The organism is Neisseria sp. RH3002v2f (assembly GCF_014596375.1).
In the GTDB taxonomy this organism is placed as follows: domain Bacteria; phylum Pseudomonadota; class Gammaproteobacteria; order Burkholderiales; family Neisseriaceae; genus Neisseria; species Neisseria cinerea.
In genome coordinates, this window is record NZ_MAYZ01000012.1 from 38,858 (window position 1) to 63,027 (window position 24,170).

The following is a 24,170-nucleotide window of genomic DNA, read 5'->3' on the forward strand; positions in this document are numbered from 1 at the left end:
ATAAGGGTTACGGCAATCAGAGCAAGGACGAGTCGAAGGATTAGGCCTGATAATAAAAGGGAGTATGTCATGATGATTTGCGGTTTTAGAAGAGAGGCAGGTGGGTTGTTTATCGTTAATATGGCGGATATGATACTGTATAACGTTTGGTCTGTAAATTTTGCTTGAATGGATGGGAGTGCTTGTTAAGCAGGGGGCGGATTGGGAATATCGTTGTCTTGTTGATATTGCGGCGATAAAAAATGCCGTCTGAACGTTCAGACGGCATTGGGGAAAATCGTTTGGATTAACCTTTGCGTGCAGGCAATTTCTCTTTAATGCGTGCAGCTTTACCGGTCAGGCCGCGCAGGTAGTAAAGTTTGGCACGGCGTACGTCACCACGGCGTTTGACTTCAATTTTCTCAACGGTAGGAGAGTACAGTTGGAAAGTACGTTCAACACCTTCGCCGCTGGAAATTTTACGGACGATAAAGTTGCTGTTCAGACCACGGTTGCGACGGGCAATAACCACGCCTTCGTAGGCTTGCAGACGGCTACGTGTACCCTCTACGACGCGTACGGATACAACTACGGTGTCGCCTGGTGCAAATTCGGGGATGTCTTTGTTCAGACGGGCAATTTCTTCTTGCTCCAATTGTTGGATCAGGTTCATTGTTTTTCCTAAATTATGATTGGATTTCCCGTTGCTCTTGTAGGATTTTATTCAAGAGGCGGGATTCCTTTGGGATTAAACTGCGCTTTTCCAATAAGTCGGGTCTGCGCTCTAGGGTGCGGCGAAGCGATTGTTCCAACCGCCATTCCGCAATCAAACCATGGTTGCCGGAACGTAATACTTCCGGAACAGCCATGCCTTGAAATTCTAATGGTTTGGTGTATTGGGGATAATCCAAAATACCGTTTGAGAACGAGTCTTGTTTGGCAGACTGTATGTCGCCCAATACGCCCGGCAGCAGCCTCAAAACTGCATCTATCAGCATCATGGCAGGAAGCTCTCCGCCGGAAACAACAAAATCTCCGATGCTGATTTCTTCGTCGATACTGCTTTGCAGAAGCCTTTCGTCTATGCCCTCATACCGTCCGCACAATAAAATCATATGCGGGAGCTTGGCCAGTTCTACCGCTTTTTTATGTGTCAGCGGTTTCCCTTGCGGACTGAGGTAGATGACTTTTGCAGCTTGGGAAGATTGTGTTTTGGCATGTTCTATTGCCGCATAAAGCGGTGGAGCCATCATAATCATTCCAGGACCACCGCCAAAGGGGCGGTCGTCGATATAGCCCAGCCTGTTGTCGGCAAACGCTCGGGGATTAACCGATTTAAACTGCCAAATCCCCTGTTTGTTTGCACGCCCCGTTACACCGTAATGGATTATGCTGTCGAACATTTCCGGGAAAATGGTAATCGCCTGGATAAGCATTAGTAGTCCAAACCCCAATCGGCAATAATGGTTTTACTGCCGGTATCGACTGTTTCAACATATTGTGATACGAATGGAATCAGGATTTGCCCGTATTTTCCATTAACCACTAATACGTCGTTTGCACCTGTTTCCATCAGGTTGCTGACTTTACCCAGGATGGTATTGTCTTTATTGGTAACGGTCATGCCCACCAAGTCGGCCCAGTAGTATTCTCCTTCTTCCGTCGGTGCGAATGCTTCACGGGGAATTTCGATGGTGTAACCGCGTAATGAGAATGCCAAGTCGCGGTCGTTTATACCTTCAAATTTGACTTGGAGCTCACCGTTGACAACTTTACCTTCCTCAAGGGTAACGACGACAGTTTTTCCGTCTTTAACCAATTGCCACTCGGGGTAATCCAAAAGGCTGTCGGAATACTCGGTATTGGCAGCAATTTTTAGCCAGCCTTTTATGCCGAATACACCTTTGATGTAGCCCATGGCTACCCGGTTTTGAGTGTCTGTCATGGCGGAAAATGAGGGTTATGCGGCTTTTTGTTCTTTAATCAGTTTTGCAACAGAGTCGCTAACCTGCGCACCTTGTGCAATCCAGTGGTTCAGGCGGTCTGCGTTGAGGCGTACGCGTTCTTGTTTTTCGTTGGCTACGGGGTTGTAGAAGCCTACGCGTTCAATGAAGCGGCCGTCGCGGCGACTGCGTGAGTCAGTAACGATGACGTTGTAGAAAGGGCGGTGTTTTGAGCCGCCGCGTGCCAAACGGATAACTACCATCTTTAGGTCCTTTTGAGAAAATCGGATATATAGAAACTGCCAATTTTAGGGTATTTTGTGGTTGGTGTGCAAGTTTTTATTTGTTTTTGTTGTTGTTTTGTCGGGCACGAGGTGAAGGTATGCACGGTATAGGTTTTTTTCGGTGTCTGATTCTTTGAGGGTAAATCCTGATTTTTCAGCAAGTTTAACCATGGGAGTGTTGGCTTTGAGGATGTTGGCACTCATAGTCCGGTAGCCTTGTTGTGTTGCGGTATGGATGGCGAGGTTCATCATTTGCTGTGCCAGCCCGCTGCCGCGCATATTTTCTGTCAATGCGATGCTGAACTCGCATTCGTTGCGGTTCAAGCGGCTGTGGCGGACGATGGCGACGATGTTGTCGTTATTATCTCTTGCCGTCCATGCGGCTTCGCAGTAGTAGTCCGGGTTGCATAAGCGTGCCAATGTACCTTCAGGAAGTTCGTTGGTGTGGGTCATGAAGCGTGTGTACCGTGCTTCGGGACTGAGTTTTCGGATGAATTTTTGTTTGGCCTCGGCATCTTCGGGCAGCAGCGGGCTTACTGTAACGGTTATGTTGTTTTTTAGAGACAGTATTTTTGGGTATGCCTCAGGGTAGGGCGGGAGCACGTTGGGTGTTTTTTTATCGGTTACGGTTTTGCTGCCGAGCAGTTCGGCGGCCGCTTCGCTTGTGTGTCGGAGGAACTCGGAGGCTGCCGGGTTTTTGTGTTTCAGGTATTGGGCGGCACTTTGCATTTTTGCGGCGGCGTGTTCGAGGGTTTGTACGGTCTTGCTTGTTGTTTTGCGTCCGGGTGCATTGTGTGTTTCGGGTGCTTTCAGATCAAAGTCGGTATTGTATTGTCCGCCGTTTAGGTTGAGGGTGATTTTGCCGATGTGCAGGTTGTGGTTGGAAAGGGTAGTCAGTGTGTGAAGGAACTGGTTAAGGGTTTGCGGGTCTTTCAATTCGGCAAACTGGGCGATATGGAGGATGTCCTGTGTGGTAAACGGGGGAAGGGCGGCCGTGGTTTGCCCTGCGTACCGTACGGTCAGAATATTGCCGTAAATGGGATGGCTGTCGAATTGGAATTGTACGGCGTTGTGGGTGGAAGAGCGATAGGGTGGAAGGTGCAGGGATTCTGCAAGCAGTGATAGGTTGGCTGTTTCGAGGGCTTTTTTGATATTTTGGGGTTGCGGGGTTTTCAGACGGCATGGTTTCAGCGGTGCGGTGCAAAGCTGCAGCTGCTTTAGTTCAGCGGCGGTATTGTGAAAGGCGAGTGTGCGGATTGCCTGTGTGGGTGAGTCGAAGTGGTTTATGCCGTCTGATACGGGGCTGCTGATGAGCAGGGGTTTGGCGGTTTGTTCTGATAGGCGGATAAGCGCGCGTGCTGTGTTTTTATAGTCTTTGTGTCCGGAAGGGGTGAGTATTGTCAATACGGCTTGCGTATCGGGGTGTGAAAGTTGGCGGGATACGATGTTGTGGCAGAGCGAGGGCGTGGGCGTGCAGGTTATGTATCCGTTGCTGACTTGACGGGATGTTGTCGGGAAGTGGAGCGAGAGGTTTGCCGGTGTGTATGCGTGCAGCCATTCGGCAGGCGTGTCGGACAGGATGTCGAGTCGTGACAGCTGTGGAAGATTAGATAGTTGGGCGCGTAGTGCGGCTTCGAGATCGTCGGTGTTGAAGCTGATGAGGAAGTTGCAACGGCGGGCGAGGCTGTACAGTACGGCACGGTCGGTTTCGGTCGTGCGATAGGTGATGTGGAGAATAAGTGGTGTGTGGCGGGTAAATTGGCGGATGGCACTGAACAGTTTGCGTTGGTCCTCTTCCGGGTTGTGGTGTAGGACGGCGGTTTTGGTGTGCAGGCTGTGGCCGAAGCGGTTGAGCCAGTCGGAGGAAGTGATGGGGCTGATGCCGTAGTTCAGGCTGATGTGGCGGGATATGCCTTGATGGAGTTTTTTGAGGACGGTATCGATTTGGCGGCTGACGGCGGCATCTCCGGTCAGTATGGCGGTATAGCCTGCGGCGTATTCGTCATGGGTGCTGATGTTGAGTCCGAGCGAAGGAATCTGAATGCCTGCCGTGGTGCAGGCGGTAATGTTGAGGCGGTCTCTGTGGTGTTTGCGTATGGCGTTTTCGGCTGTGTTCAGCTCGGAGGAGGAGAGGCTGTTCCAGTCTTGTATGAGGATAATGTGTTGGAGTTGTTTTTTTTGGCAGGCCTTGAATAGGGTGTCGTAGCTGTCGGGCGGGGTAACGGCAATGATAAGGTCCGCGCCGCCGGGGATTTTGTTGAGGTTGGGGTAGGAGGGCAGTCCTGCTATGGTGTGGTGGCGCGGGTTTACAGGGGTAATTTTCCCTTGGAAAGGTGTGCCCAGCAGGTTGCTGAGTATGCGTTCGCCAAGGCTGTACGGTTGTTCGCTCGCGCCTATCAGGATAATGTGGTTGGGCATGAAGAAGTAGCCGGGATCGGTTTGTGTCGGCATGATATATTCCTTTGCGGACGGTATGTGCGTGATTGTTGGAGATGCACTCACTGTGTGTTTGTTTTGGGGTAACTGTTTGTGCAATGCCGTCTGAAGCGGGTTCAGACGGCATTATGGTCAGTTCGCACTTTTTTCTGTTTTGGAACCGGTTTTTTTCTTAGGTAGGATGAAGCGCATCCGCAGCCCGTTTGGTTTGATGTTTTCGGCGATGATTTTTCCGCAGTGCTGTCCAATAATATGTTGGGTCAATGCAAGTCCCAGTCCCGTTCCGGGTTTGTTGGCACTGGAGTCGGCCCGGTAGAAGGCGGTAAATATGTGGGGAAGCTGCATTTCGTCCACACCCGGTCCGTTGTCGGTAACGTCGATAATCCAGTGTTTGTGGTCTTGTCCGATGTTGATAAGGATGGTACTGCCTTCCGGGCTGTAATTGACAGCGTTGCGGATAACGTTGTCGAAGGCACGGTACAGGTAACTTTCATTGGCATATAGGGTGGCGTTTTCGGGAATTTTCCCGTCGGCAGACAGGGTAACCGTTTGTCCGTTTTTCTGGGCAATGCTTTGATTGTCTTCTACAAGGTTGTTTAGGAAGGGTAGGAGTTTCAGTTTTTCTTTTTCCAAAGCCATATTGGAGGTTTCGAGCCGGGACAAGGTTAAGAGTTCGCCGACCAGCGTATCCATGCGGGTCAGCTCGCCTTCGAGTCGTTTCAGGTATTGTTCCTGTTTTTGGGGTTGTGCCTGAATTAATCCGACAATTGCCTGCATGCGTGCAAGGGGAGAACGCATTTCATGGGAGACGTGATGGAGCAGGTGGCGTTCTTTGGCGACAAGTTTTTCGAGTTTTTCCACCATTTTGTCGAATTGCAGTGCGAGATGGGACAATTCGTCGTCACGGTCGTCTACTTGTTGCGAAATCCGGGTTTCAAGTTCTCCGTTTGCTACCCTATCCATACCGTTGCCAAGAATCCTGATGGGTTTGGCGATATTGCTGGCCAGGATGTATGCCATCAGCAGGCCGACGATGATGATGAAGGACAGTATGATGAATTCGTGCCAAATCGGAGCGAGCGGCAGTCCGGGAATGAATAAGGGGCTGGGCAGGCGTTGGGCTTGACGGTTGTCCCAGTCTTTGATGAAGAACAGGTATTCCTCACCGAAACGGTCATATTCGATATGAACGAGGTTGGAACTCGGGTTGTTGGCTGCGAAAAGCCGGGCACGTTCTATGGTGTAGCCGTCGATGTACCTGTTTAGAATGTCTTTTTTTTCGTCGCCCTGTATAACGTATACGGCCGATGAAACGGGGCTGTCTTTCCATTCCGTCAGAATTTCGCGCGCACCGTTGTCTCCGCGTGCCTGAAATGCGGAAATGATGCTGCTCATCAATGTGGTTTCGATGGTGCGGCGTTGGTTGAATTGGTTTTCGGCAAGGGTGTTTTGTACCAGCCAGAAAGAAAAACTCGCCACAAAGATTGCGCAGACAATGACTGCGCAAAATGTGGCGAAAATACGTTGGAACAGTTTCATTTATCTGTTGCTTCAGTTTTTTACAAACAGGTAGCCTAAGCCGCGTACAGTTTGAATCAGGGAAGCATCCCCCAGTTTGTGTCGGATGCTGGAGATATGTACGTCGATACTGCGGTCGAATTTTGCAAGTTTGCGGTCAAGTGCTTCGACGGATAAGGTCTCTTTGCTGACCACTTGTCCGGCATGGCGCATCAGGACTTCGAGCAGGTTGAATTCGGTACTGGTCAGTTCGAGCGGTGTATCTTTGACAGAGGCTTGGCGTTTGGCCGGATACAGTACAACATCGCTGACCGAGATGCTGTTTGGTACGTTGTTTTGTTCCCCGCTGTGTTGCGCACGTCGGAGGATGGCGTTGATGCGTGCCAGGAGTTCGCGCGGTGTACAGGGTTTGGGCACGTAGTCGTCCGCACCCATTTCCAATCCGATAATGCGGTCGATATCATCGCCTTTTGCAGTCAGCATGATGATGGGAACGGTGCTTTGTGTGCGGACATTTTTTAAAACGTCCAGTCCGTTCATTTTGGGCATCATGGAATCTAATACGACTACATCGTATTGCCCGCTTAGGATTTCCTGTACGCCTGCTTCTCCATCGGGAACGCTGTGGACGTTCAGGCCTTCGGCGCTCAGGTATTCGGTCAGCAGTTCGGTCAGTAGGGCGTCGTCATCTACGAGTAATACGCGGCTCATGGTGTTTCCTTTTCGTGATGGTATGCCCCGGTTCTGTTTTAGACGGGGCATGAAACGATTGTTTAACGGTTTATCTTAACACGGGTGCAATGTTTTTTGATAGCGTATTTTCCGGTGGATTTGCTGTTTTTTGCAATGCTTTGCAAGGGGCTTTACATTTCAGTAGGCATCCGTATTCGTTTGGGCCGAATCAGTCGCAGGATTGTGCTTTCTGGTGTTGCGGCGTGTTGACGAAAATTTTGCAGTCTTTGAGCAAATCGGGCAGCAGCGGTGCCAGCATGTGGTGTTGCCGGATTTTGCCGGCGTAAAAGGGCATAAGGTAGGGGTAATAGGACTGTGTTGCACGCATCCATTGTTCTGCATCTTCATTTTTCCCCTGCCGCATGAGGTAGAGGGCAACTTGGTAGGTGTTGGAGTAGGGGCGGTAAGTTAGTGATTTGAGGGTTGCTTTTTCTGCCCAAGGCCGGATGTCGGCATCGGTCGGTGAGGCGCGTTTGCTGAGGCTAAGGTCGGCATAGTAGGACAGCATGGGGCTGTTTTCGGAGATGTGGCGCAGTCCGTCGATTTTCTTTTGGACGGTTTGCGTATTGTCACTCTGGCGTATGGTGCTGAAGCGAACCAGTTGGGTGTATGTCCAGCCTAAGTGCAGAAGCCCTGCAAGTAGGATAAGGGAGGCAGCCTGTATGCTACGGTTGGCGGCTGCCGTACAGGATATGCCGTCTGAAGTGCCTGGTTCGGAGAGAAAGAGCATCAGGCTGAACGGGATGAGGAAATATACGTACCATAATGGATATTCGAGCATGCTGTGGCACATGCTGACGGTAAGGGTGCAAAGCAGGAAAAGCGAGGCCGGTGTGCCGGGCCGTTTCAGCAGTCCGGCAATACCGGTCATCAGTGTTACGGCCACTAAAAGTGTACCGCTGATTCCGGTTTCTGCAAGGAGTTGGAGAATGATGTTGTGCGAATGGGTGAATAGGACGTTGAGGATATTGTTGCTGAGATTGTGTTGTTCGGCATTGAGCAGGAAAGTTTGTTGCGCAAAACTATTCCAACCATGTCCGAACAGCGGCGCGGATCGGAATGCTGCGATGGCTTTGTTCCATTCGATTTGGCGCAACGAGCCTGAAAAGCTGCTGTTGCCGATGCGTTCGACGGCAGTTTCATAGCGGATGTGGGTAAAGGTTTCCAAGAGGGTATTCATGGAGAATTGGAAGAGTGCGGCGAGGGATATGGCCGCAGCCATGCTGAGTATGATCCGTCTGGAGGGTTTGCCTGAATGGAAATACCAGCAGGGAAGGATGAGGGATATGGCGGCTATGTAGCCTAAGATGGTGCGTGAATTGACCAGGCCTAAAACGGCAGTCATGACCGTCAGGCAGATTACACCGTAGGGAGCCGGGATTTTTCGTTGGCTGTGGAGGTAGGCGGCGGCGAGTATCCCCCACATGAGGTAGTGTCCGAGATGGTTGCGCTGTCCGAGCTGTCCGTTTACGGTTCCTCCGCTATAAGCGATGATGCCTTGAAGCAGCGGGATATCTGACCAGCCGGCAAACTGCATGATGGCAACGCAGGATTGGAGCAATGCTCCGATGAACAGTGACCAGGCAAACAGGGTTACGATGCGTTCCTGTCCGAAGCGTGCAGCCAGGCATCTGCACGCCCATGCGCTTATGGCGAGCAAGATGAACACCCAGGAAACGATATCGTTCATGCCGGGGTAAATCAGATTCATCAGCCGTGCCTGCAACCACCAGAATGCTGCCATTGCAAGCAGGAGAAAGCTGAGGGGCGGGATTTTTGTGCTAAACAGTTTTTGCCGTGCAGTCAAAAACAGCAGAACGGTTAGACCGGCGGCAGAGGCGGCTTCAAGGTAGAAGCCGGATGCCGGTCCTGTCCTGAGTGTCGACAGGAAGGGGGCGATATTGATCCAGAGAAAACAGAGCAATATATAAATCGGCAGTTTGCCGGCTGGATTCGGAGCGGATGCTTCAACGGACATGGTTGGTTTTTTTGTGTTGTTTGACGAATGACAGGCAGGCTGTGAAGAAGCTGATACTTAATGCTGCAGCCAGTGCGGCACAAATTTTTTCTGCGGGGTAGGCGTTGAACAGGCGCATGACGGCTTCGGCAAAATAAATCAGAATCAACATGGAGCTGTATTGGTAGGTGTAGATTTTTTTCTTCAGGATGCCTGAAAGCGGCAGGCAGAGGGGCAGGGTTTTTAACGCAAGCCACGAACCGCCCGGGCGTAACGGTGCAATCCATAATTCCCAAGAAAGGGATAGGGCAATCAGTGCAATCAGGCTGAAGGAGGCAAGGAAGTAAGCGGTTTGTTTGTTCACAGCGTACTTTACGGTTTAAGGGCAGATAAGGGGGAGCGGTATCCCAAATCCTGCAACATGGAAACGGTTTCATAAACAGGCAGCCCCATAATGCCGCTGAAGCTGCCTTCGATAGATTGGATAAAGATACCGCCTATGCCTTGCACGGCGTAGGCACCGGCTTTATCCATCGGTTCGCCGCTTTGTACATAGGTGGAAATTTCTTCCGAACTCAGGGGCTTGAAGGCGACGTGGTTGGTTTGGAGGCAGTTTTTCGCATTGCCTTGATAGTGGATATGGACGGATGTCAGGACGGTATGCCTGGTGCCCGACAGCAGTTTTAGGAATTTGACCGCTTCGGCTTGGGAGCGGGGTTTGCCTAATATAATGCCGTCTGAAACAACGCAGGTATCCGCTGTAATCAAGGGAAAATCAGGCATTGCGCCGTTGGTTTCGAGAAACAGGGCCAAAGCCGTCTGATTTTTTTCTGCCGCCATTCTTTGAACGTAACAGGCAGGTGTTTCATCGGCTTTAACGGCTTCATCGATATCGGCAGGCAGTTTGATGACATGGTAGCCCAACTGCGTCAGGATCTGCATCCTGCGCGGGCTGTTCGAACCTAAGTAAAGGGTGTTCAAAGGGGTTCCTTAATCTGCGGCGAAGGGCTTGGGTTTTAGACGGCATAAGGTCAGGCTTCTGCCGGAGGCTGTATGTCGCCATCCTGTTCTGAGTGTGGCGTGAAAAAGCGTCCGAACCAAATACCTGCTTCGTATAAGAGAATCAGCGGAATGGCAAGCAGGGTTTGTGAAATAACGTCGGGCGGTGTGATGACTGCGGCAATGACAAACGCACCGACAATAACATAGGGGCGGGCATGTTTGAGCTGTCCGGTTGTTACCACGCCGATTTTGGTTAACAGGATAACGACGATGGGAACTTCAAAGGTTGTGCCGAACGCAACGAACATGCCTAAGATAAAAGACAGGTATTTGTCGATGTCTGTCGCCATATTGACGCCGACAGGGGTAACGCCGGCAAGGAATTTGAAAATGACGGGAAAAACCAGAAAATAGGCAAACGCCATGCCGATGAAAAACAGGCTGACGCTTGAGAGGACAAGCGGGGTAATCAGGCGTTTTTCGTTTTGATAGAGTGCGGGGGCGACAAATGCCCAGATTTGGTAGAGCGTATGCGGCAGCGAAATTAAAAATGCCGCCATCAGGGTAACTTTGACCGGCACGAAAAATGGTGCAATGACGTCGGTGGCAATCATGCTGGTGTCTTTTGGCAGGTTTGCCATCAGCGGGTCGGCGATAAAAGTATAGAGTTGTTGGGCAAACGGCATTAGGCCGAAAAAGCAGACTAAGATGCCGACAACCGTCCACATCAGGCGGCGGCGCAGCTCGATGAGGTGTTCGACAAGTGGTTGGACGGGTTGTTCGTTTTGTGTTTCGGACACCGGATTGCCCTCTTTATGATTTACGGACGCGCAATTTAGGTTTGGCGCGGGATTTAGGACGCAAATCGCGTTTGCGGCTTATGGCCTGTTTACGTAGCGAAGTGGTATGCGGAACAGGGGTTTCAACAGCGGTATCGATATAGCTGACTTCGACGGTCTGTACGGCAGGCGAAGAAGGTGCGGTCAGGTATTCGCGCCATGCGCGGTCTTTATCGGTTTCCGAAGGTTCGGCTGCGCTGTTGGTTTGCTCGCCGTCCCCAAGGATTTCGGCGGAAGTATCGGAACGTTCATACGGCATAACGTCGGAAATGCCGTCTGATACGGTGTTTGCCGCATCGGGAAGGGGATTGCCGCCTTCATCAACGCCGAAATCGGCAGGTGTCCGCTGTTCGGGTAGTTTATCCCATGGTTTTAGCCCGTCGGAAATGTCGTGCAGATTACCCTCCATATCCGTACCGGTTTCTTTTAGGCTGTCTCGAACCTGAGCGGCGGCGGCTTCGAATTCCTGCTTTGCCTTCCTCAGTTCTTCCAGTTCGATTTGAGTGTCAAATTCTTGTTTGACGCTTCCGACAAAGCGTTGCAGCCTGCCGATGAGCCGTCCGGCAGTGCGGGCGGCTTCGGGCAGGCGTTCTGGACCAAGGACAATCAGGGCGATAACGCCGACCAAAATCAGCTCGCCCAAACCGAAATCAAACATACGTTATGCTTTGTCTTCGTCTTTTTTATGTTCGATTACGTCGTCTTTTCCGGCATCTTTGCCATCGGTGCCTTCGTTCAGCCCCTGTTTGAAGTCATGAACCGCGCCGCCGAGGTCTTTGCCGACGTTGCGCAGTTTTTTGGTGCCAAATATCAAAACGACGATGATTAATACGATAATCCAGTGCGTCAGAGAAAAACTGCCCATGATGTATCCTTAAGTAAGTATTAGGGGTTGATTGTGAAATAACGGTTTATACGGCTGTACCCATGATGTGTATATGCAGGTGGAAGACTTCTTGTCCGCCGCCTTTGCCGGTATTGATTAGGGTTTTAAAGCCGTCGGTCAGTCCCGAAGCTTTAGCGATTTCGGGAACTTTCAACATCATTTTGCCCAATAGCTGCTGATGTTCGGGTGCGGCATGCGCCAGCGAGTCGAAATGGACTTTCGGAATGAGCAGCAGGTGAACCGGCGCGGCGGGACGGATGTCTTTGAAACAAATCATATCCCCGTCTTCGTAGACGGTTTGCGCCGGAATGTCTTTGGCGGCAATTTTACAGAAAATACAGTTGTCCATAACGGCTCCGTTGCCGTCTGAAGAAGCAGTCAGACGGATTAAACGTGGAAGAGATGGGATTGTAATATAAATTTAAGATTCTGTGCGAACGGCTTTCTTGCCAGACAGGAAAGGATTTGTCCGCCGCCGTATCAAATATCGACCGGGTTCCATTCTTTATCTTTTACCGGCGGCAGCCATGCTTGCGTACCGCTGGAGGCAAATTCCCATAAGGTGTCGGGGAAGCCGTAACGGTCGGCGCGCGCCGGGTCGAGTTGCGTTTCGATTTCATCTTCGCGGCCTTCACGGATTTGTGTGGCGATGTGCGGATTAATCATCACGGTTTTGCACAATGCGATAAATTCCGCCCAGCCGGTTTCATAGGCGGCCAAAATTTGGTCGGCGGTAAACAGGTTGCCCACGCCGATAAGCGGCAGCTTGCCGTTGATGCGGTCGTGGATAAACTGCATACGGGTTTGCGCCGTATCGCCGCCGCGACGGATTTTTTTATCAAATTCCCACAAGGAAACGTGCAGATATTGCAGCGGTTTTTGTACCAATGCGTCAATCAGTGCGCCGGTTTCGGTCATGGTTAAACCGTCATCGCCCGGCTCTTCAGGGGAGAAGCGGTAACCGATGATGAAGTCGTTGCGCTGGTGTTTTTCACGGACAGCAATCACGGCATCGATAACGGCCAGCGGGAAGCGCATTCTGTTTTCCAAGCTACCGCCCCATTGGTCGTTGCGGCGGTTGCTTTGGGCGGAGTAAAACTGTTGGATTAAATAGCCGTTCGCGCCGTGGATTTCCACGCCGTCAAAACCGGCACGAAGTGCCAAATCTGCGGCTTGCGCATAAGAGGCGATGAGTGCTTCGACTTCTTCTGCGGTTGCTTCGCGTGCGTGTTCGGACTCGCTGGCGGAAGCGCTGATTTTGTCGAGACCGTCCAAAAGGTTGTCCATGGCTTTGGAACCGCCGTGATGGATTTGCAAAATCGCTTTTGCGCCTTGCTGTTGCAGGATTTGTGCGGTTTCTTTCAGGCTGTCGAGGCAGTGTTCACCTGTGGCTTCAGGTTGGCCGTGAAAGGCTTTGCCGTCTTTTTGAACCAAAGTGGCGGCAGTGATAAACAGGCCCATATCAACTGCGCGGTTTTTGAGGAATGTACGCTCTTGGTCGCTAATTAAACCGTCGGCTTGTGAGCCGAAATGGGTCATAGGGGCGACGACAAGGCGGTTTTTGATGGTTACGCCGTTATTAAGAGTGTATGTTTGGAAGAATGGGGCGTATTTTGGATTCATGGAGTTTTACTCTTGATAAATGAATGGTTGGCAGAGAATTGGGCCATTCGGGAATTTATCAAGTAAACAGGTCGTCTGAAAAGTTTCAGACGGCCTGTTTATTCTTTAAGCCTTAGGATTAAAGATTAGGATTAACAATGATTTTTACTGCGGATTCGTTGTTGTGGATCAAGCGCTCGAAGCCTTCGGAAATCAATTCGTCCAGTTTGATGCGTTGGGTAATGAAAGGCTCAAGGTTGATTTTGCCCTCTTCAACCAATTTAATGGTTTCTGCGTGGTCGTTACAGTAGGCGATGGTGCCGCGCACGTCCAGCTCTTTCATCACAACGCTGTGGACGTTGATGGTAGCAGGGTGGCTCCAAATGGATACGATGACGACTTTCGCAGTCGGACGGCACGCTTCGACCATGGTGTCCAGCACTTTGTTCACGCTGGTGCATTCGAATGCGACGTCTACGCCTTCGCCGTTGGTCAGTTTTTTCACTTCTTCGACGACGTCGACTTCGGACGGGTCGAGGATGTAATCGGCTACACCGGCTTCGCGTGCTTTGTCTTTGCGTGCTTTGCTCAATTCGGTGATGATGACTTTGATGCCTTTGGCTTTCAATACGGCAGCCAACAGCAAACCGATTGGGCCTGCACCGCCGACCAATGCGACATCGCCTGCTTTCGCGCCGCTGCGTACATAAGCATGGTGGCCGACAGACAGAGGTTCAATCAAAGCAGCTTGATCCAATGGGATTTTGTCGGAAATAGGGTGTACCCAACGGCGTTTGACGGCGATTTTTTCAGATAAGCCGCCACCGCAGCCGCCCAAGCCGATGAAGTTCATGTCTTTAGAGAGGTGGTAGTTGCTGCCTGGGCCGGTCGGTACGTCATCGTGTACGATGTAAGGTTCAACCACAACGTGTTGGCCGACTTTGATGTCGTCAACGCCTTCGCCGACGGCGTAAACCACGCCGGAGAACTCGTGTCCCATCGTTACAGGTGCGGACTCTCCGGAGATTGGGTGCGGATGACCGCAAGGCGGAATGAAAATCGGGCCTTCCATGAATTCGTGCAGGTCGGTACCGCAGATACCGCACCAGGCGACGTTGATGCCGACGGTACCGGGGGCGACGGTCGGTTCGGGAATGTCTTCGATGCGGATGTCGCCTTTGTTGTAAAAACGTGCTGCTTTCATTGTAACGCTCCTTGTCTTAAGAGGTATGCCGTCTGAATCTGGCAGGCGGCGGTTGAAAGGGGAATATCGCAACCGTTTTGGGTTAAACTTATTTAGATGTTATTTTACTGCAAAAAATCTTTTTAAGTGCACGAATGGCTTTATTTTTGAGTGAGGTCAAGCAATGCTGCCGTCTGAAAACCGAATGGTTTTAGTTATATCATAATGGTTATCGCGGACAGATGGTCGGGTTGGTATGCTTATAGTGATTTGGGTTTGGTAAACCGTTTGTTTCTGTTGCGGTATAAGTTTTTCTGATAGGCGGTTACGGTATCGGATTTTCCCAATCCTGCCAGTACGCGTATATGTTCGACAGCAGATTTTGATAGGGATTCAAGGGTATAACCACCTTCCAATACGGATACGATTTTACCCGGACAGCTCGATGCCGTCTGAATGATTTTGTATGTCAGCCAGGCAAAATCCGCCTCGTGCAGGTTGAGCCTGCCGGATTCGTCCGAACGGTGTGCATCGAATCCTGCCGATAACAGTACCAGTTCGGGTTTGAATGCGGCAAGTCGCGGTAACCACTGTCTGCGGACTGCTTTGCGGAATGCACGGCTGCCCGTCCCTGGCGGGAAGGGTAGGTGCACCATGTTGTCTCCGTCGGGCATATTGTTGTTTTCGGGGAAGGGGAAAAGGTCGGTTTCGAACAGGTTGAAAAACAGGATGCGCGAATCGTTTTTGAGTATTTCTGCCGTGCCGTCGCCGTAATGGACATCAAAATCGATGACGGCAATGCGGTTCAGCCGGTATTCGGCAAGGGCATACATTGTGCCGACGGCAGCGTTGTTTAACAGGCAGAATCCTCCTGCATTGCCGCTTCCTGCATGATGTCCGGGCGGGCGGGCTGCGCAGAAGGCATGCCATGCTTGGCGGTTCATGACCATATCGATTGCCTGAACGACCGAACCTACGGAAAAACGGGCGGCAGACAGGGAATTTTTACTGATAACGGTGTCGTCGTCCAGACGGAAAATCTTGTCATTTTCGGGCCGGCAGGATTCCAACCGGTTCAGGTATTTGCTCGTATGGGCAAGTGCGAGGCGCATGTCGCTGATTTCTTCCGCCTCTACGGTTTGGAGGTGTTGCCAAACACCGGAGCGGCGTAAGGCTTGTTCGATGCTGCTGATCCGTTCAGGAGAGTCGGGATGGTTTGCGCCGGGTTCATGCCCGGCACAGGCGGGATGCGAAATCCATGCGGTGCGGGCGTTTTTGCCCAAAAAAAGGCGCAAGAGTGCATAGAATTTCAAGATTAGGCGGGTCAAGGACATGGGTTTGTGGACGGGCAGGCTGCAATATACGGTCGGTACGGACGGCAAACCCGATATATTGTTTACGGTCTTATGTTATTATATACCCCTCTCGATTTTCAACCATATTAGAAAGAACGGATAAATTATGAATCAAGCTGTTGCACAATTTGCTCCTTTAGTGTTGATTATGGTGGTGTTCTACTTCTTGATTATGCGTCCGCAGCAAAAGAAATTTAAAGCACACCAAGCGATGCTGGCTGCTTTGAAGGTCGGCGACAAAGTTGTTTTGGCTGCCGGTTTTAAAGGACGTGTAACCAAAGTAGGCGAGCAATTCTATACTGTCGATATCGGACAAGGTGCGAAAATTGAAGTGGAAGTTGAGCGCAACGCGATTGCCGCAAAAGCCGAATAATCCCGTTTTTTTAGGAAAGCCGCCTCATTTTCCGAGTGCGGCTGTTTGCCTTTATAAATAAAGCAAAGGTTTATCATGAACCGTTATCCTTTATGGAAATACCTGCTGATTGCGTTCACGATTGTGGTTGCGGCTGTTTATTCGCTGCCCAACCTTTTTGGTGAAACGCCTGCTGTACAGGTATCGACCAACCGACAAGCTATTGTTATCAATGATCAAACCCAGTCTAAAGTAGATGCCGCACTGAAACAGGCAGGTATTCAGACTGATGGGATGTTTGTCGTCGACAATTCGTTGAAAGTGCGTTTCAAAGACACTGAAACGCAATTGAAAGCACGCGACATCATCGAAAATACTTTGGGCGAAGGTTATATTACCGCACTCAACCTTTTGGCAGACAGTCCTGAGTGGATGGCGAAAATCAAAGCCAATCCGATGTTCTTGGGTCTGGACTTGCGCGGCGGCGTGCATTTCACCATGCAGGTGGACATGAAAGCCGCCATGCAGAAAACGTTCGAACGTTATTCCGGCGATATCCGCCGCGAATTGCGCCGCGAAAAAATCCGCAGCGGTACGGTACGCCAGACTGAAAACAGTCTGACTGTTCCTTTGCAGGATGCAGGTGATGTGCAAAAGGCACTGCCTCAGTTACGCAAGCTGTTTCCTGAGGCAACGTTAAATTCAGAAGGCAGCAATATTGTATTGACGCTTTCGGAAGAGGCGGTGAATAAAGTACGATCAGATGCGGTGAAGCAAAACATCACTACACTGCATAACCGTGTAAACGAATTGGGTGTGGCAGAGCCGATTATCCAACAGTCAGGTTTGGACCGTATTGTCGTACAGCTTCCCGGCGTGCAGGATACTGCCAAGGCGAAAGACATTATCGGCCGTACTGCGACTTTGGAAGTGCGCATGGTGGAGGATGATCCTGTTAAGTTGCGCGAGGCTTCGGAAGGTAATGTTCCCGCAGGTTATGAGCTGCTTTCAAGCGGCGGGGATCATCCGGAGACCCTGTTGATCAGCAAGCAGGTTGAACTGACCGGAGATAATATTAATGACGCCCAGCCTAGTTTTGACCAAATGGGCGCGCCTGCCGTCAGCCTGAGTTTGGACAGCGCAGGCGGCAGTATCTTTGGCGAACTGACTGCTGCGAATGTGGGTAAACGTATGGCGATGGTGTTGATCGACCAAGGTAAATCCGAAGTCGTGACCGCGCCTGTTATCCGCGCCGCCATTACCGGTGGCCGTGTAGAAATTTCCGGCAGCATGACAACTGCCGAAGCCAACGATACTTCATTGTTGCTGCGTGCCGGCTCGCTGGCTGCGCCGATGCAAATTGTCGAAGAACGCACCATCGGCCCGTCTTTAGGCAAAGAAAACATTGAAAAAGGTTTCCATTCTACCTTGTGGGGCTTTGCCGCTGTTGCTGCATTTATGGTGGTTTACTACCGCTTGATGGGTTTTTTCTCCACCATCGCTTTGAGTACCAATATCTTGTTCTTAGTGGGTATTTTGTCTGCCATGCAGGCAACGTTAACCCTGCCGGGTATTGCTGCGTTGGCATTAACATTGGGTATGGCGATTGACTCCAACGTATTGATTAACGAGCGTATCCGAGAGGAACTGCGTGCGGGTGTCGTACCGCAGCAAGCCATCAATCTCGGTTTCCAACACGCATGGGCGACCATTGTCGACTCCAACTTAACCTCTCTGATTGCCGGTATTGCTTTGTTGGTATTCGGTTCCGGTCCAGTACGCGGTTTTGCGGTTGTGCACTGTATCGGTATTCTGACTTCGATGTATTCATCCGTGGTCGTGTTCCGTGCTTTGGTCAATCTGTGGTACGGCCGCCGTCGCAAATTGCAAAATATTTCCATCGGTTCGGTATGGAAGCCGAAAGCCGAAATGGCAGAAGGCAAGGAGTAAAACATGGAATTATTTAAAATCAAACGCGATATTCCGTTTATGAGCTACGGCAAACTGACGACTTTTATTTCGTTGGTTACGTTTATTGCCGCCGTGTTCTTTTTGGTGACCAAAGGCCTGAATTTCTCCGTCGAATTTACCGGCGGTACGGTGATGGAAGTCCAATATCAGCAGGGCGTTGATGTAAATAAAACGCGCGAACGCCTCGATACGCTGAAAATGGGTGATGTACAGGTTCAGGCATTGGGTACGAATAAACACATCATGATTCGCCTGCCGAATAAAGAAGGCGTAACGTCTGCCCAGCTGTCCAACCAAGTGATGGATTTGCTGAAAAAAGACAATCCTGACGTTACCTTGCGCCAAGTCGAATTCATCGGCCCTCAGGTTGGTGAAGAACTGGTTACCAATGGTTTGATGGCCTTGGGCTTCGTGGTGGCAGGTATCATTATTTACCTGTCCATGCGTTTTGAGTGGCGTTTTGCAGTGTCCGCGATTATTGCGAATATGCACGATATCGTGATTATTCTCGGCTGTTTCGCCTTCTTCCAATGGGAGTTTTCGCTGACTGTCTTGGCAGGTATCTTGGCAGTTTTGGGTTATTCCGTGAACGAATCTGTGGTTGTGTTTGACCGTATTCGTGAAAACTTCCGCAAGTCGCATATGCGCGGCCACACTGTGCCGGAAGTCATCGACAACGCGATTACTGCAACCATGAGTCGTACCATCATTACCCACGGTTCGACCGAGGCAATGGTTGTTTCTATGCTGGTGTTCGGCGGTGCAGCCTTGCACGGTTTCTCCATGGCGTTGACCATCGGTATCGTGTTTGGTATTTACTCTTCCGTATTGGTTGCCAGCCCGCTCTTGCTGATGTTTGGCTTGAGTCGTGAAAATATCGGTAAAGAACCGAAGAAGAAAGAAGAAATCGTGGTCTGAAGCGCATATGCCGTCTGAACATTGCCGTCTCAAGCAGACAATGCTTCAGACGGCATTTTTAACGGTTGTTTTCACGGTCTTAAAATATTGTGCAGAAATGCGGGAACTGTGTCATAATGCCGCGTTGCCCTATCTTGGGCATAGGGAGTTTGCCGTTGTCTTCAGGCTTGGCAAACTTGTCTGAATCCCTATGAGGATTCTTATATTTTTGGAGTTTTCATTATGGCATTGACCGTAGAACAAAAAGCGCAAATCGTTAAAGATTTCCAACGTAAAGAAGGCGATACCGGTTCTTCCGAAGTACAAGTTGCCTTGCTGACTTTCCGTATCAATGATTTGACCCCGCATTTTAAAGCTAACCCTAAAGACCATCACAGCCGTCGTGGTCTGCTGAAAATGGTTAGCCAACGTCGCCGTTTGTTGGCATACTTGCGCCGTACCCAACCCGATACTTATCGTGCGTTGATTACCCGCTTGGGTCTGCGTAAATAATTGCGCTTTTCGACACCGCCCGGAAACGGGCGGTGTTTTCTTTTTCTATAGTCTGTTGATAATCCCGGGCTATATTTATTACCCTAAAACCTTATAAACTAATATAATACAGGGTTCTTTAGAACCCCTTTTTATTTCACGCTGCCCGTGCGCTTTACAAGAGTTTCAGACGGCATCAAACGTTTTAACTCCCGCCAGCAATCAAACAGCTTTTTATCACCCTTTCGAAAATCCGTTTTGCCGGTACTCGTTTTTTTATTGGAGTATTGCCATTATGACCGCAACCACTGCGTCCTCAGCCAAACCTTATCTCAAAATCCAAGGCTTGGTAAAAAAGTTTGGTGACAATTACGCTGTCGATAACATCGACTTGGATATTTATCAACATGAAATCTTTGCCCTTTTGGGCAGCTCCGGCAGCGGTAAATCCACGCTGCTGCGTATGCTGGCGGGTATGGAAAGCCCCAATCAGGGCAAAATCATCCTTGATGGTCAGGATATTACCAAACTTGCACCCTACGAACGTCCCATCAATATGATGTTTCAAAGCTATGCCCTGTTCCCGCACATGACCGTGGAGCAGAACATTGCCTTCGGATTGAAGCAGGACAAAATGCCTAAGGACGAAATCGCCGCGCGCGTGGAAGAAATGCTGCGTTTGGTTCAGATGACCAAGTATGCCAAGCGCAAGCCTCATCAATTGTCCGGTGGTCAGCAGCAGCGTATCGCTTTGGCACGCAGTCTGGCAAAACGTCCGAAAATTCTACTGCTGGATGAACCCCTCGGCGCGTTGGACAAAAAATTGCGCCAGCAAACACAGCTCGAATTGGTCAATACACTGGAGCAAGTCGGCGTAACCTGCATCATGGTCACGCACGACCAAGAAGAAGCCATGACGATGGCAACCCGCATTGCCATTATGTCTGACGGTCAGTTGCAGCAGGTCGGTACCCCCAGCGATGTGTATGACTATCCCAACAGCCGCTTTACTGCCGAGTTTATCGGCGAAACCAATATTTTTGACGGTGTCGTGATTGAAGATCATGCGGATTATGCCGTCATCGAATGCGAAGGTTTAGAAAACCACGTCCGTATCGATCATGGTTTGGGCGGCCCGAGCGAGCAGGACCTTTGGGTTAGCATTCGACCAGAGGATATTGATTTATATAAAGAAAAACCTGATCATTTGGGTGATTATAACTGGGCAAAAGGCACGGTAAAAGAAATTGCCTATTTGGGCAGCTTCGCCATATACCATATCAAACTCGCCAACGGCCGCGTCGTCAAAAGCCAAGTTCCTGCACCTTACTGGTATGTGCGCAACATTACACCGCCAACTTGGGACGAAACCGTGTATATCAGCTGGCCGGAAAACCAACCGACTCCGTTGTTCCGTTGATTTAAGGGGAGTGAGATGAACCTTAAAAAACTGAAAAACAAACTGTTCCGCCGCCCGGGGCAGCGCGCGGTCATAGCCGTGCCGTATATTTGGCTTTTGGTGCTGTTTCTGATTCCGTTCGCCATCGTGCTGAAAATCAGCTTTGCCGAACAAGAAATCGCCATTCCGCCGTTTACGCCGTTGACCAGCATCGATGAAGATTTAGGTCGTTTGAATATCGCCATCAGTTATCAAAACTATGCCGATATTTTCCAAAATTTCTGGAATACCCTGAATCCCTTCGGCGATAGCGAAAACAGCAATATCTATCTGATGACCTATTGGTCTTCAATAAAAACTGCACTGACTACGACGGTAATTTGTCTGTTGGTTGGTTATCCGACAGCATATACGATTTCCCGTGCCAATCCTTCTGTCCGTAATGGTTTGCTGCTTGCCATCATGTTACCTTTCTGGACATCGTTCCTGCTGCGTGTTTATGCGTGGATGGGTTTGCTCGGGCATAACGGCATCATAAACAACTTATTGATTAAGATGGGTATTATCAGTGAGCCATTAGATTTGTTCTACAATGCGTTCTCATTGAACTTGGTGATGGTTTATGCCTATCTGCCGTTTATGATTCTGCCGCTTTACACGCAGCTGGTGAAACTGGACAGCCGCCTGCTCGAAGCAGCTTCCGATTTGGGTGCGGGACCGGTCAAGTCGTTCTTGACGATTACACTGCCTCTGTCTAAAACCGGCATTATTGCAGGATCCATGCTGGTTTTCGTTCCAGCAGTCGGTGAATTCGTGATTCCCGAGCTGGTCGGAGGTTCGGAAAACTTGATGATTGGTAAAGTCTTGTGGCAGGCATTCTTTGATCAAAACAACTGGCCGCTAGCTTCCGCCGTCGCCGTCGTGATGGTCGCGCTGCTGGTCGTGCCGATTGCGCTGTTCCAGCATTATGAAAACCGCGAATTGGAAGAAGGAGCCAAATAATGCAGAAATCCAAATTGTCTTGGTTCCTGAAGCTGATGCTGATGTTGTCGCTGGCGTTTCTGTATATCCCGCTGGTCGTTTTGGTTGTCTATTCGTTTAACGAATCCAAGCTGGTTACCGTTTGGGGCGGCTTTTCGACCAAGTGGTACGGCGCATTGCTGGAAAACGACACCATCTTGGAAGCCGCTTGGCTGTCGCTGCGCATTGCCGCCGTTTCCTCGCTTGCAGCCGTCGTTTTGGGTACGTTGGCAGGCTACGCGATGGCGCGCATCAAACGCTTCCGCGGCAGCACCTTGTTTGCCGGTATGATTTCCGCACCTATGGTTATGCCTGACGTGATTACCGGTTTGTCCATGCTGCTCCTGATTATTCAGGTGCAGATGTTCCTGCAAGGTAGCGAATTGCTGCAATCGCTTTATTTTGATCGGGGCTTTTTCACTATTTTCTTAGGACATACCACGCTTTGCATGGCATACATTACCGTTGTTATCCGTTCGCGTCTGGTTGAGCTTGACCAATCGCTCGAAGAAGCTGCAATGGATTTGGGTGCGCGTCCGCTGAAAATCTTTTTTGTCATCACTTTGCCTTTGATTGCCCCTGCCATTGCTTCAGGCTTTCTGCTCGGCATTACCCTGTCTTTGGATGATTTGGTGATTACCTCCTTCCTGTCCGGCCCCGGTTCTTCTACATTGCCGCAGGTGATTTTCTCTAAAATCAAGCTGGGTCTTGATCCTCAGATGAATGTCTTGGCAACCATCCTGATCGGCATCATCGGAACATTGGTCATCATCGTCAATTATTGGATGATGAGGCAGGCAACCAAGCGCGACCGTGAGGCAGCGGAAGCCTACCGCCAAGAAAAATTGGCTGCCGAGAAAGCAAATTAACTAACAAGGCAGGCTGACCGCATGACTGGGTCAGCCTGTTTTCTTAAATCGATTTTCTGTTTGGACAATATGGTTCGACAGCCTGTATCATGCCGTCTGAAAATATACCTGATAAAGTAAACATCATGATTCGTCCTGATTTTCAAGAATATCTGCCTTCTTATTATTTTAGTTCGGTTAATCCTCATACTGTTTATCCGAAACTTCAATGCCGTCTGAAAACCGATACCTGTATCATCGGTGGCGGTTTGAGTGGTTTGTGCACTGCACTGCCCTTGGCGGAGCAGGGACATGAAACGGTTGTGTTGGAAGCCGCGCGTATCGGTTTCGGCGCATCGGGACGGAGTGGCGGGCAGGTTATCAGCGATTACGCCTGCGGTATGGAGGAAATTGAAAAACAGGTTGGTTTGGAGCGGGCACAATGGTTTTGGCAGCAGTCTTTACAGGCGGTTGAGCTTGTGGACGAGCGCGTACGCAAATATGCGATTGACTGTGATTGGCAACGCGGTTATGCCACGGTTGCCGTTCGTCCGCAACATTGGGAAGAATTGCAACAATGGCATGAGCACGCCCAAAAATATTACGGTGCAACTCATTATCAACTTTGGGATAACACTGAACTGAAGCAGCAACTCGACAGCGATATGTACCAAGGCGCACAGTTCGATCCCTTGTCCGGGCATCTTCATCCGCTCAATTACACGTTGGGTGTTGCCGATGCCGCTGCCAAAGCCGGTGCGCAGATTTTTGAGCATTCTCCCATGATACGCATCGAACCTTATCAAAACGGTTGGTTGGTTTACACTCCGGAAGGCAGTGTCGAATGTAAAAATGCGGTATATGCCGTCAATACTTATGCCGGTTTGAATCCGATATTCAAGCCTTTGGAGCGTAAGGCGATTGCCGTTAGCACCTTTATTATTGCCACCGAACCTTTGGGTGAGCGTGGGCATGGGCTTATCCGAAACAATATGGCTGTGTGCGACAACCGCCATATTTTGGATTATTACCGCCTCAGTGCGGACGGCAGATTGCTTTTCGGCGGTAAAGACCATGAATTTATTGACGATCCTGCGCGTATGACCCAGCTTGTCCGCCAAGACATGCTGAAAGTTTTTCCGCAGCTTGCCGATGTTAGAATCGAATATTCATGGGGAGGGGAGTGTGATATTACTGCCAACCTTGTTCCACATTTCGGACGTTTGGCCGCAAATGTTTTTTATGCACAAGGTTATTCCGGGCATGGTATGGCAATAACGGGTATTGCAGGTTTGGCGGTTGCAGAAGCAATTTTAGGGGACGAATGCCGTCTGAAGCCGTTTGAGCAGTTGCGCCAGCCGAATATCATCCTGCAACCTTTTCTGAGAAAGCTCGGTTCATTTCTCGGTTCTCAATACTATCAGTGGAAAGACAGCCGTTAAGTATCGTAGGCAGTATGTTTATCCGTTGGCGGT

The 24,170-nt window shown here is 50.2% G+C and carries 25 protein-coding genes; 8 read left to right on the top strand and 17 right to left on the bottom strand.

Annotation, left to right across the window (positions count from 1 at the left end; translation table 11 throughout):
* Nucleotides 1–286: 286 nt before the first annotated feature.
* The 17 genes from rplS to BBW69_RS00995 all read right to left on the bottom strand — a co-directional run bounded on the left by rplS (nt 287) and on the right by BBW69_RS00995 (nt 15,695).
* Complete coding sequence (rplS, locus tag BBW69_RS00915; RefSeq protein ID WP_002214322.1) at nt 287–652, bottom strand: 50S ribosomal protein L19; 366 nt, start codon at nt 650–652, stop codon at nt 287–289.
* Nucleotides 653–665: 13 nt separating this feature from the next.
* Nucleotides 666–1,415 (bottom strand): tRNA (guanosine(37)-N1)-methyltransferase TrmD, encoded by a 750-nt coding sequence (gene trmD, locus BBW69_RS00920; protein WP_188210109.1) that lies wholly within the window; start codon nt 1,413–1,415, stop codon nt 666–668.
* Nucleotides 1,415–1,924, bottom strand: a complete 510-nt coding sequence (rimM, locus tag BBW69_RS00925) for a ribosome maturation factor RimM (protein WP_003675764.1) — start codon at nt 1,922–1,924, stop codon at nt 1,415–1,417. Before rimM ends, trmD begins: the two co-directional genes overlap by 1 nt.
* Before the next feature lie 15 nt (nt 1,925–1,939).
* On the bottom strand, nt 1,940–2,185 hold the full coding sequence (gene rpsP / locus BBW69_RS00930; RefSeq protein ID WP_002214315.1) for a 30S ribosomal protein S16: 246 nt from the start codon (nt 2,183–2,185) through the stop codon (nt 1,940–1,942).
* 45 nt (nt 2,186–2,230) lie between these two features.
* Nucleotides 2,231–4,657: a GNAT family N-acetyltransferase gene (locus tag BBW69_RS00935; RefSeq protein WP_188210110.1), complete on the bottom strand. Its 2,427-nt coding sequence runs from the start codon at nt 4,655–4,657 to the stop codon at nt 2,231–2,233.
* Between the two features lie 117 nt (nt 4,658–4,774).
* A complete protein-coding gene (gene misS / locus BBW69_RS00940; protein WP_188210111.1) occupies nt 4,775–6,181 on the bottom strand; it encodes a two-component system sensor histidine kinase MisS in 1,407 nt (468 codons plus the stop codon).
* 12 nt (nt 6,182–6,193) lie between these two features.
* Nucleotides 6,194–6,871: a two-component system response regulator MisR gene (gene misR / locus BBW69_RS00945; protein WP_003675757.1), complete on the bottom strand. Its 678-nt coding sequence runs from the start codon at nt 6,869–6,871 to the stop codon at nt 6,194–6,196.
* A gap of 190 nt (nt 6,872–7,061) precedes the next feature.
* Entirely contained in the window at nt 7,062–8,870 is a 1,809-nt protein-coding gene (locus BBW69_RS00950) for a PglL family O-oligosaccharyltransferase (protein ID WP_188210112.1), read from the bottom strand.
* Entirely contained in the window at nt 8,860–9,213 is a 354-nt protein-coding gene (locus tag BBW69_RS00955; protein ID WP_003675754.1) for a DUF2069 domain-containing protein, read from the bottom strand. Before BBW69_RS00955 ends, BBW69_RS00950 begins: the two co-directional genes overlap by 11 nt.
* 8 nt (nt 9,214–9,221) lie before the next feature.
* On the bottom strand, nt 9,222–9,830 hold the full coding sequence (locus tag BBW69_RS00960; protein ID WP_188210113.1) for a Maf family nucleotide pyrophosphatase: 609 nt from the start codon (nt 9,828–9,830) through the stop codon (nt 9,222–9,224).
* Between the two features lie 50 nt (nt 9,831–9,880).
* Nucleotides 9,881–10,651 (bottom strand): twin-arginine translocase subunit TatC, encoded by a 771-nt coding sequence (gene tatC, locus BBW69_RS00965; RefSeq protein WP_107996145.1) that lies wholly within the window; start codon nt 10,649–10,651, stop codon nt 9,881–9,883.
* 13 nt (nt 10,652–10,664) lie between these two features.
* The gene (gene tatB, locus BBW69_RS00970) at nt 10,665–11,348 is read right to left on the bottom strand and encodes a Sec-independent protein translocase protein TatB (protein ID WP_188210114.1); all 684 of its coding nucleotides are present in this window, start codon (nt 11,346–11,348) and stop codon (nt 10,665–10,667) included.
* Between the two features lie 3 nt (nt 11,349–11,351).
* Nucleotides 11,352–11,555: a Sec-independent protein translocase subunit TatA gene (tatA, locus tag BBW69_RS00975; protein WP_003753955.1), complete on the bottom strand. Its 204-nt coding sequence runs from the start codon at nt 11,553–11,555 to the stop codon at nt 11,352–11,354.
* A gap of 46 nt (nt 11,556–11,601) precedes the next feature.
* A complete protein-coding gene (locus BBW69_RS00980; RefSeq protein WP_188210115.1) occupies nt 11,602–11,925 on the bottom strand; it encodes a histidine triad nucleotide-binding protein in 324 nt (107 codons plus the stop codon).
* 131 nt (nt 11,926–12,056) lie between these two features.
* Nucleotides 12,057–13,199 (bottom strand): NADH-dependent flavin oxidoreductase, encoded by a 1,143-nt coding sequence (locus BBW69_RS00985; protein WP_188210116.1) that lies wholly within the window; start codon nt 13,197–13,199, stop codon nt 12,057–12,059.
* A 118-nt stretch (nt 13,200–13,317) separates the two neighbouring features.
* Nucleotides 13,318–14,382 carry a 2,3-butanediol dehydrogenase gene (locus BBW69_RS00990; RefSeq protein WP_188210117.1) on the bottom strand — a complete coding sequence of 355 codons (1,065 nt, stop codon included), beginning with the start codon at nt 14,380–14,382 and terminating at the stop codon, nt 13,318–13,320.
* A gap of 239 nt (nt 14,383–14,621) precedes the next feature.
* On the bottom strand, nt 14,622–15,695 hold the full coding sequence (locus BBW69_RS00995) for a histone deacetylase family protein (protein ID WP_188210118.1): 1,074 nt from the start codon (nt 15,693–15,695) through the stop codon (nt 14,622–14,624).
* A gap of 127 nt (nt 15,696–15,822) precedes the next feature.
* Between BBW69_RS00995 and yajC the strand changes: the two genes are divergently transcribed.
* The 8 genes from yajC (at nt 15,823) to BBW69_RS01035 (ending at nt 24,137) form a co-directional block, all read left to right on the top strand.
* Nucleotides 15,823–16,089: a preprotein translocase subunit YajC gene (gene yajC / locus BBW69_RS01000; RefSeq protein ID WP_003675720.1), complete on the top strand. Its 267-nt coding sequence runs from the start codon at nt 15,823–15,825 to the stop codon at nt 16,087–16,089.
* Between the two features lie 75 nt (nt 16,090–16,164).
* Nucleotides 16,165–18,018, top strand: coding sequence for a protein translocase subunit SecD (gene secD, locus BBW69_RS01005; RefSeq protein ID WP_167395508.1), 1,854 nt, complete (start codon nt 16,165–16,167; stop codon nt 18,016–18,018).
* A gap of 3 nt (nt 18,019–18,021) precedes the next feature.
* Nucleotides 18,022–18,957: a protein translocase subunit SecF gene (secF, locus tag BBW69_RS01010; RefSeq protein WP_003675715.1), complete on the top strand. Its 936-nt coding sequence runs from the start codon at nt 18,022–18,024 to the stop codon at nt 18,955–18,957.
* 222 nt (nt 18,958–19,179) lie between these two features.
* Nucleotides 19,180–19,449 (top strand): 30S ribosomal protein S15, encoded by a 270-nt coding sequence (gene rpsO / locus BBW69_RS01015; protein ID WP_002217790.1) that lies wholly within the window; start codon nt 19,180–19,182, stop codon nt 19,447–19,449.
* A gap of 274 nt (nt 19,450–19,723) precedes the next feature.
* Nucleotides 19,724–20,848 (top strand): ABC transporter ATP-binding protein, encoded by a 1,125-nt coding sequence (locus BBW69_RS01020; protein ID WP_107996140.1) that lies wholly within the window; start codon nt 19,724–19,726, stop codon nt 20,846–20,848.
* Between the two features lie 15 nt (nt 20,849–20,863).
* Entirely contained in the window at nt 20,864–21,829 is a 966-nt protein-coding gene (locus tag BBW69_RS01025) for an ABC transporter permease subunit (RefSeq protein ID WP_188210119.1), read from the top strand.
* Nucleotides 21,829–22,716 (top strand): ABC transporter permease subunit, encoded by an 888-nt coding sequence (locus BBW69_RS01030; protein ID WP_188210120.1) that lies wholly within the window; start codon nt 21,829–21,831, stop codon nt 22,714–22,716. Before BBW69_RS01025 ends, BBW69_RS01030 begins: the two co-directional genes overlap by 1 nt.
* Before the next feature lie 125 nt (nt 22,717–22,841).
* A complete protein-coding gene (locus BBW69_RS01035) occupies nt 22,842–24,137 on the top strand; it encodes an FAD-binding oxidoreductase (protein WP_188210301.1) in 1,296 nt (431 codons plus the stop codon).
* Nucleotides 24,138–24,170: the final 33 nt, after the last annotated feature.

Coding starts and splice junctions, on each gene's coding strand:
- misR (WP_003675757.1), bottom strand. CDS start 6,871: ATGAGCCGCGTATTACTCGTAGATGACGACGCCCTACTGACCGAACTG.
- misS (WP_188210111.1), bottom strand. CDS start 6,181: ATGAAACTGTTCCAACGTATTTTCGCCACATTTTGCGCAGTCATTGTC.
- trmD (WP_188210109.1), bottom strand. CDS start 1,415: ATGCTTATCCAGGCGATTACCATTTTCCCGGAAATGTTCGACAGCATA.
- rpsO (WP_002217790.1), top strand. CDS start 19,180: ATGGCATTGACCGTAGAACAAAAAGCGCAAATCGTTAAAGATTTCCAA.
- BBW69_RS00990 (WP_188210117.1), bottom strand. CDS start 14,382: ATGAAAGCAGCACGTTTTTACAACAAAGGCGACATCCGCATCGAAGAC.
- BBW69_RS00995 (WP_188210118.1), bottom strand. CDS start 15,695: ATGTCCTTGACCCGCCTAATCTTGAAATTCTATGCACTCTTGCGCCTT.
- tatB (WP_188210114.1), bottom strand. CDS start 11,348: ATGTTTGATTTCGGTTTGGGCGAGCTGATTTTGGTCGGCGTTATCGCC.
- BBW69_RS00980 (WP_188210115.1), bottom strand. CDS start 11,925: ATGGACAACTGTATTTTCTGTAAAATTGCCGCCAAAGACATTCCGGCG.
- secD (WP_167395508.1), top strand. CDS start 16,165: ATGAACCGTTATCCTTTATGGAAATACCTGCTGATTGCGTTCACGATT.
- BBW69_RS01020 (WP_107996140.1), top strand. CDS start 19,724: ATGACCGCAACCACTGCGTCCTCAGCCAAACCTTATCTCAAAATCCAA.
- yajC (WP_003675720.1), top strand. CDS start 15,823: ATGAATCAAGCTGTTGCACAATTTGCTCCTTTAGTGTTGATTATGGTG.
- BBW69_RS01030 (WP_188210120.1), top strand. CDS start 21,829: ATGCAGAAATCCAAATTGTCTTGGTTCCTGAAGCTGATGCTGATGTTG.
- BBW69_RS00935 (WP_188210110.1), bottom strand. CDS start 4,657: ATGCCGACACAAACCGATCCCGGCTACTTCTTCATGCCCAACCACATT.
- secF (WP_003675715.1), top strand. CDS start 18,022: ATGGAATTATTTAAAATCAAACGCGATATTCCGTTTATGAGCTACGGC.
- rpsP (WP_002214315.1), bottom strand. CDS start 2,185: ATGGTAGTTATCCGTTTGGCACGCGGCGGCTCAAAACACCGCCCTTTC.
- BBW69_RS00950 (WP_188210112.1), bottom strand. CDS start 8,870: ATGTCCGTTGAAGCATCCGCTCCGAATCCAGCCGGCAAACTGCCGATT.
- BBW69_RS00985 (WP_188210116.1), bottom strand. CDS start 13,199: ATGAATCCAAAATACGCCCCATTCTTCCAAACATACACTCTTAATAAC.
- rplS (WP_002214322.1), bottom strand. CDS start 652: ATGAACCTGATCCAACAATTGGAGCAAGAAGAAATTGCCCGTCTGAAC.
- BBW69_RS01035 (WP_188210301.1), top strand. CDS start 22,842: ATGATTCGTCCTGATTTTCAAGAATATCTGCCTTCTTATTATTTTAGT.
- tatA (WP_003753955.1), bottom strand. CDS start 11,555: ATGGGCAGTTTTTCTCTGACGCACTGGATTATCGTATTAATCATCGTC.
- BBW69_RS01025 (WP_188210119.1), top strand. CDS start 20,864: ATGAACCTTAAAAAACTGAAAAACAAACTGTTCCGCCGCCCGGGGCAG.
- rimM (WP_003675764.1), bottom strand. CDS start 1,924: ATGACAGACACTCAAAACCGGGTAGCCATGGGCTACATCAAAGGTGTA.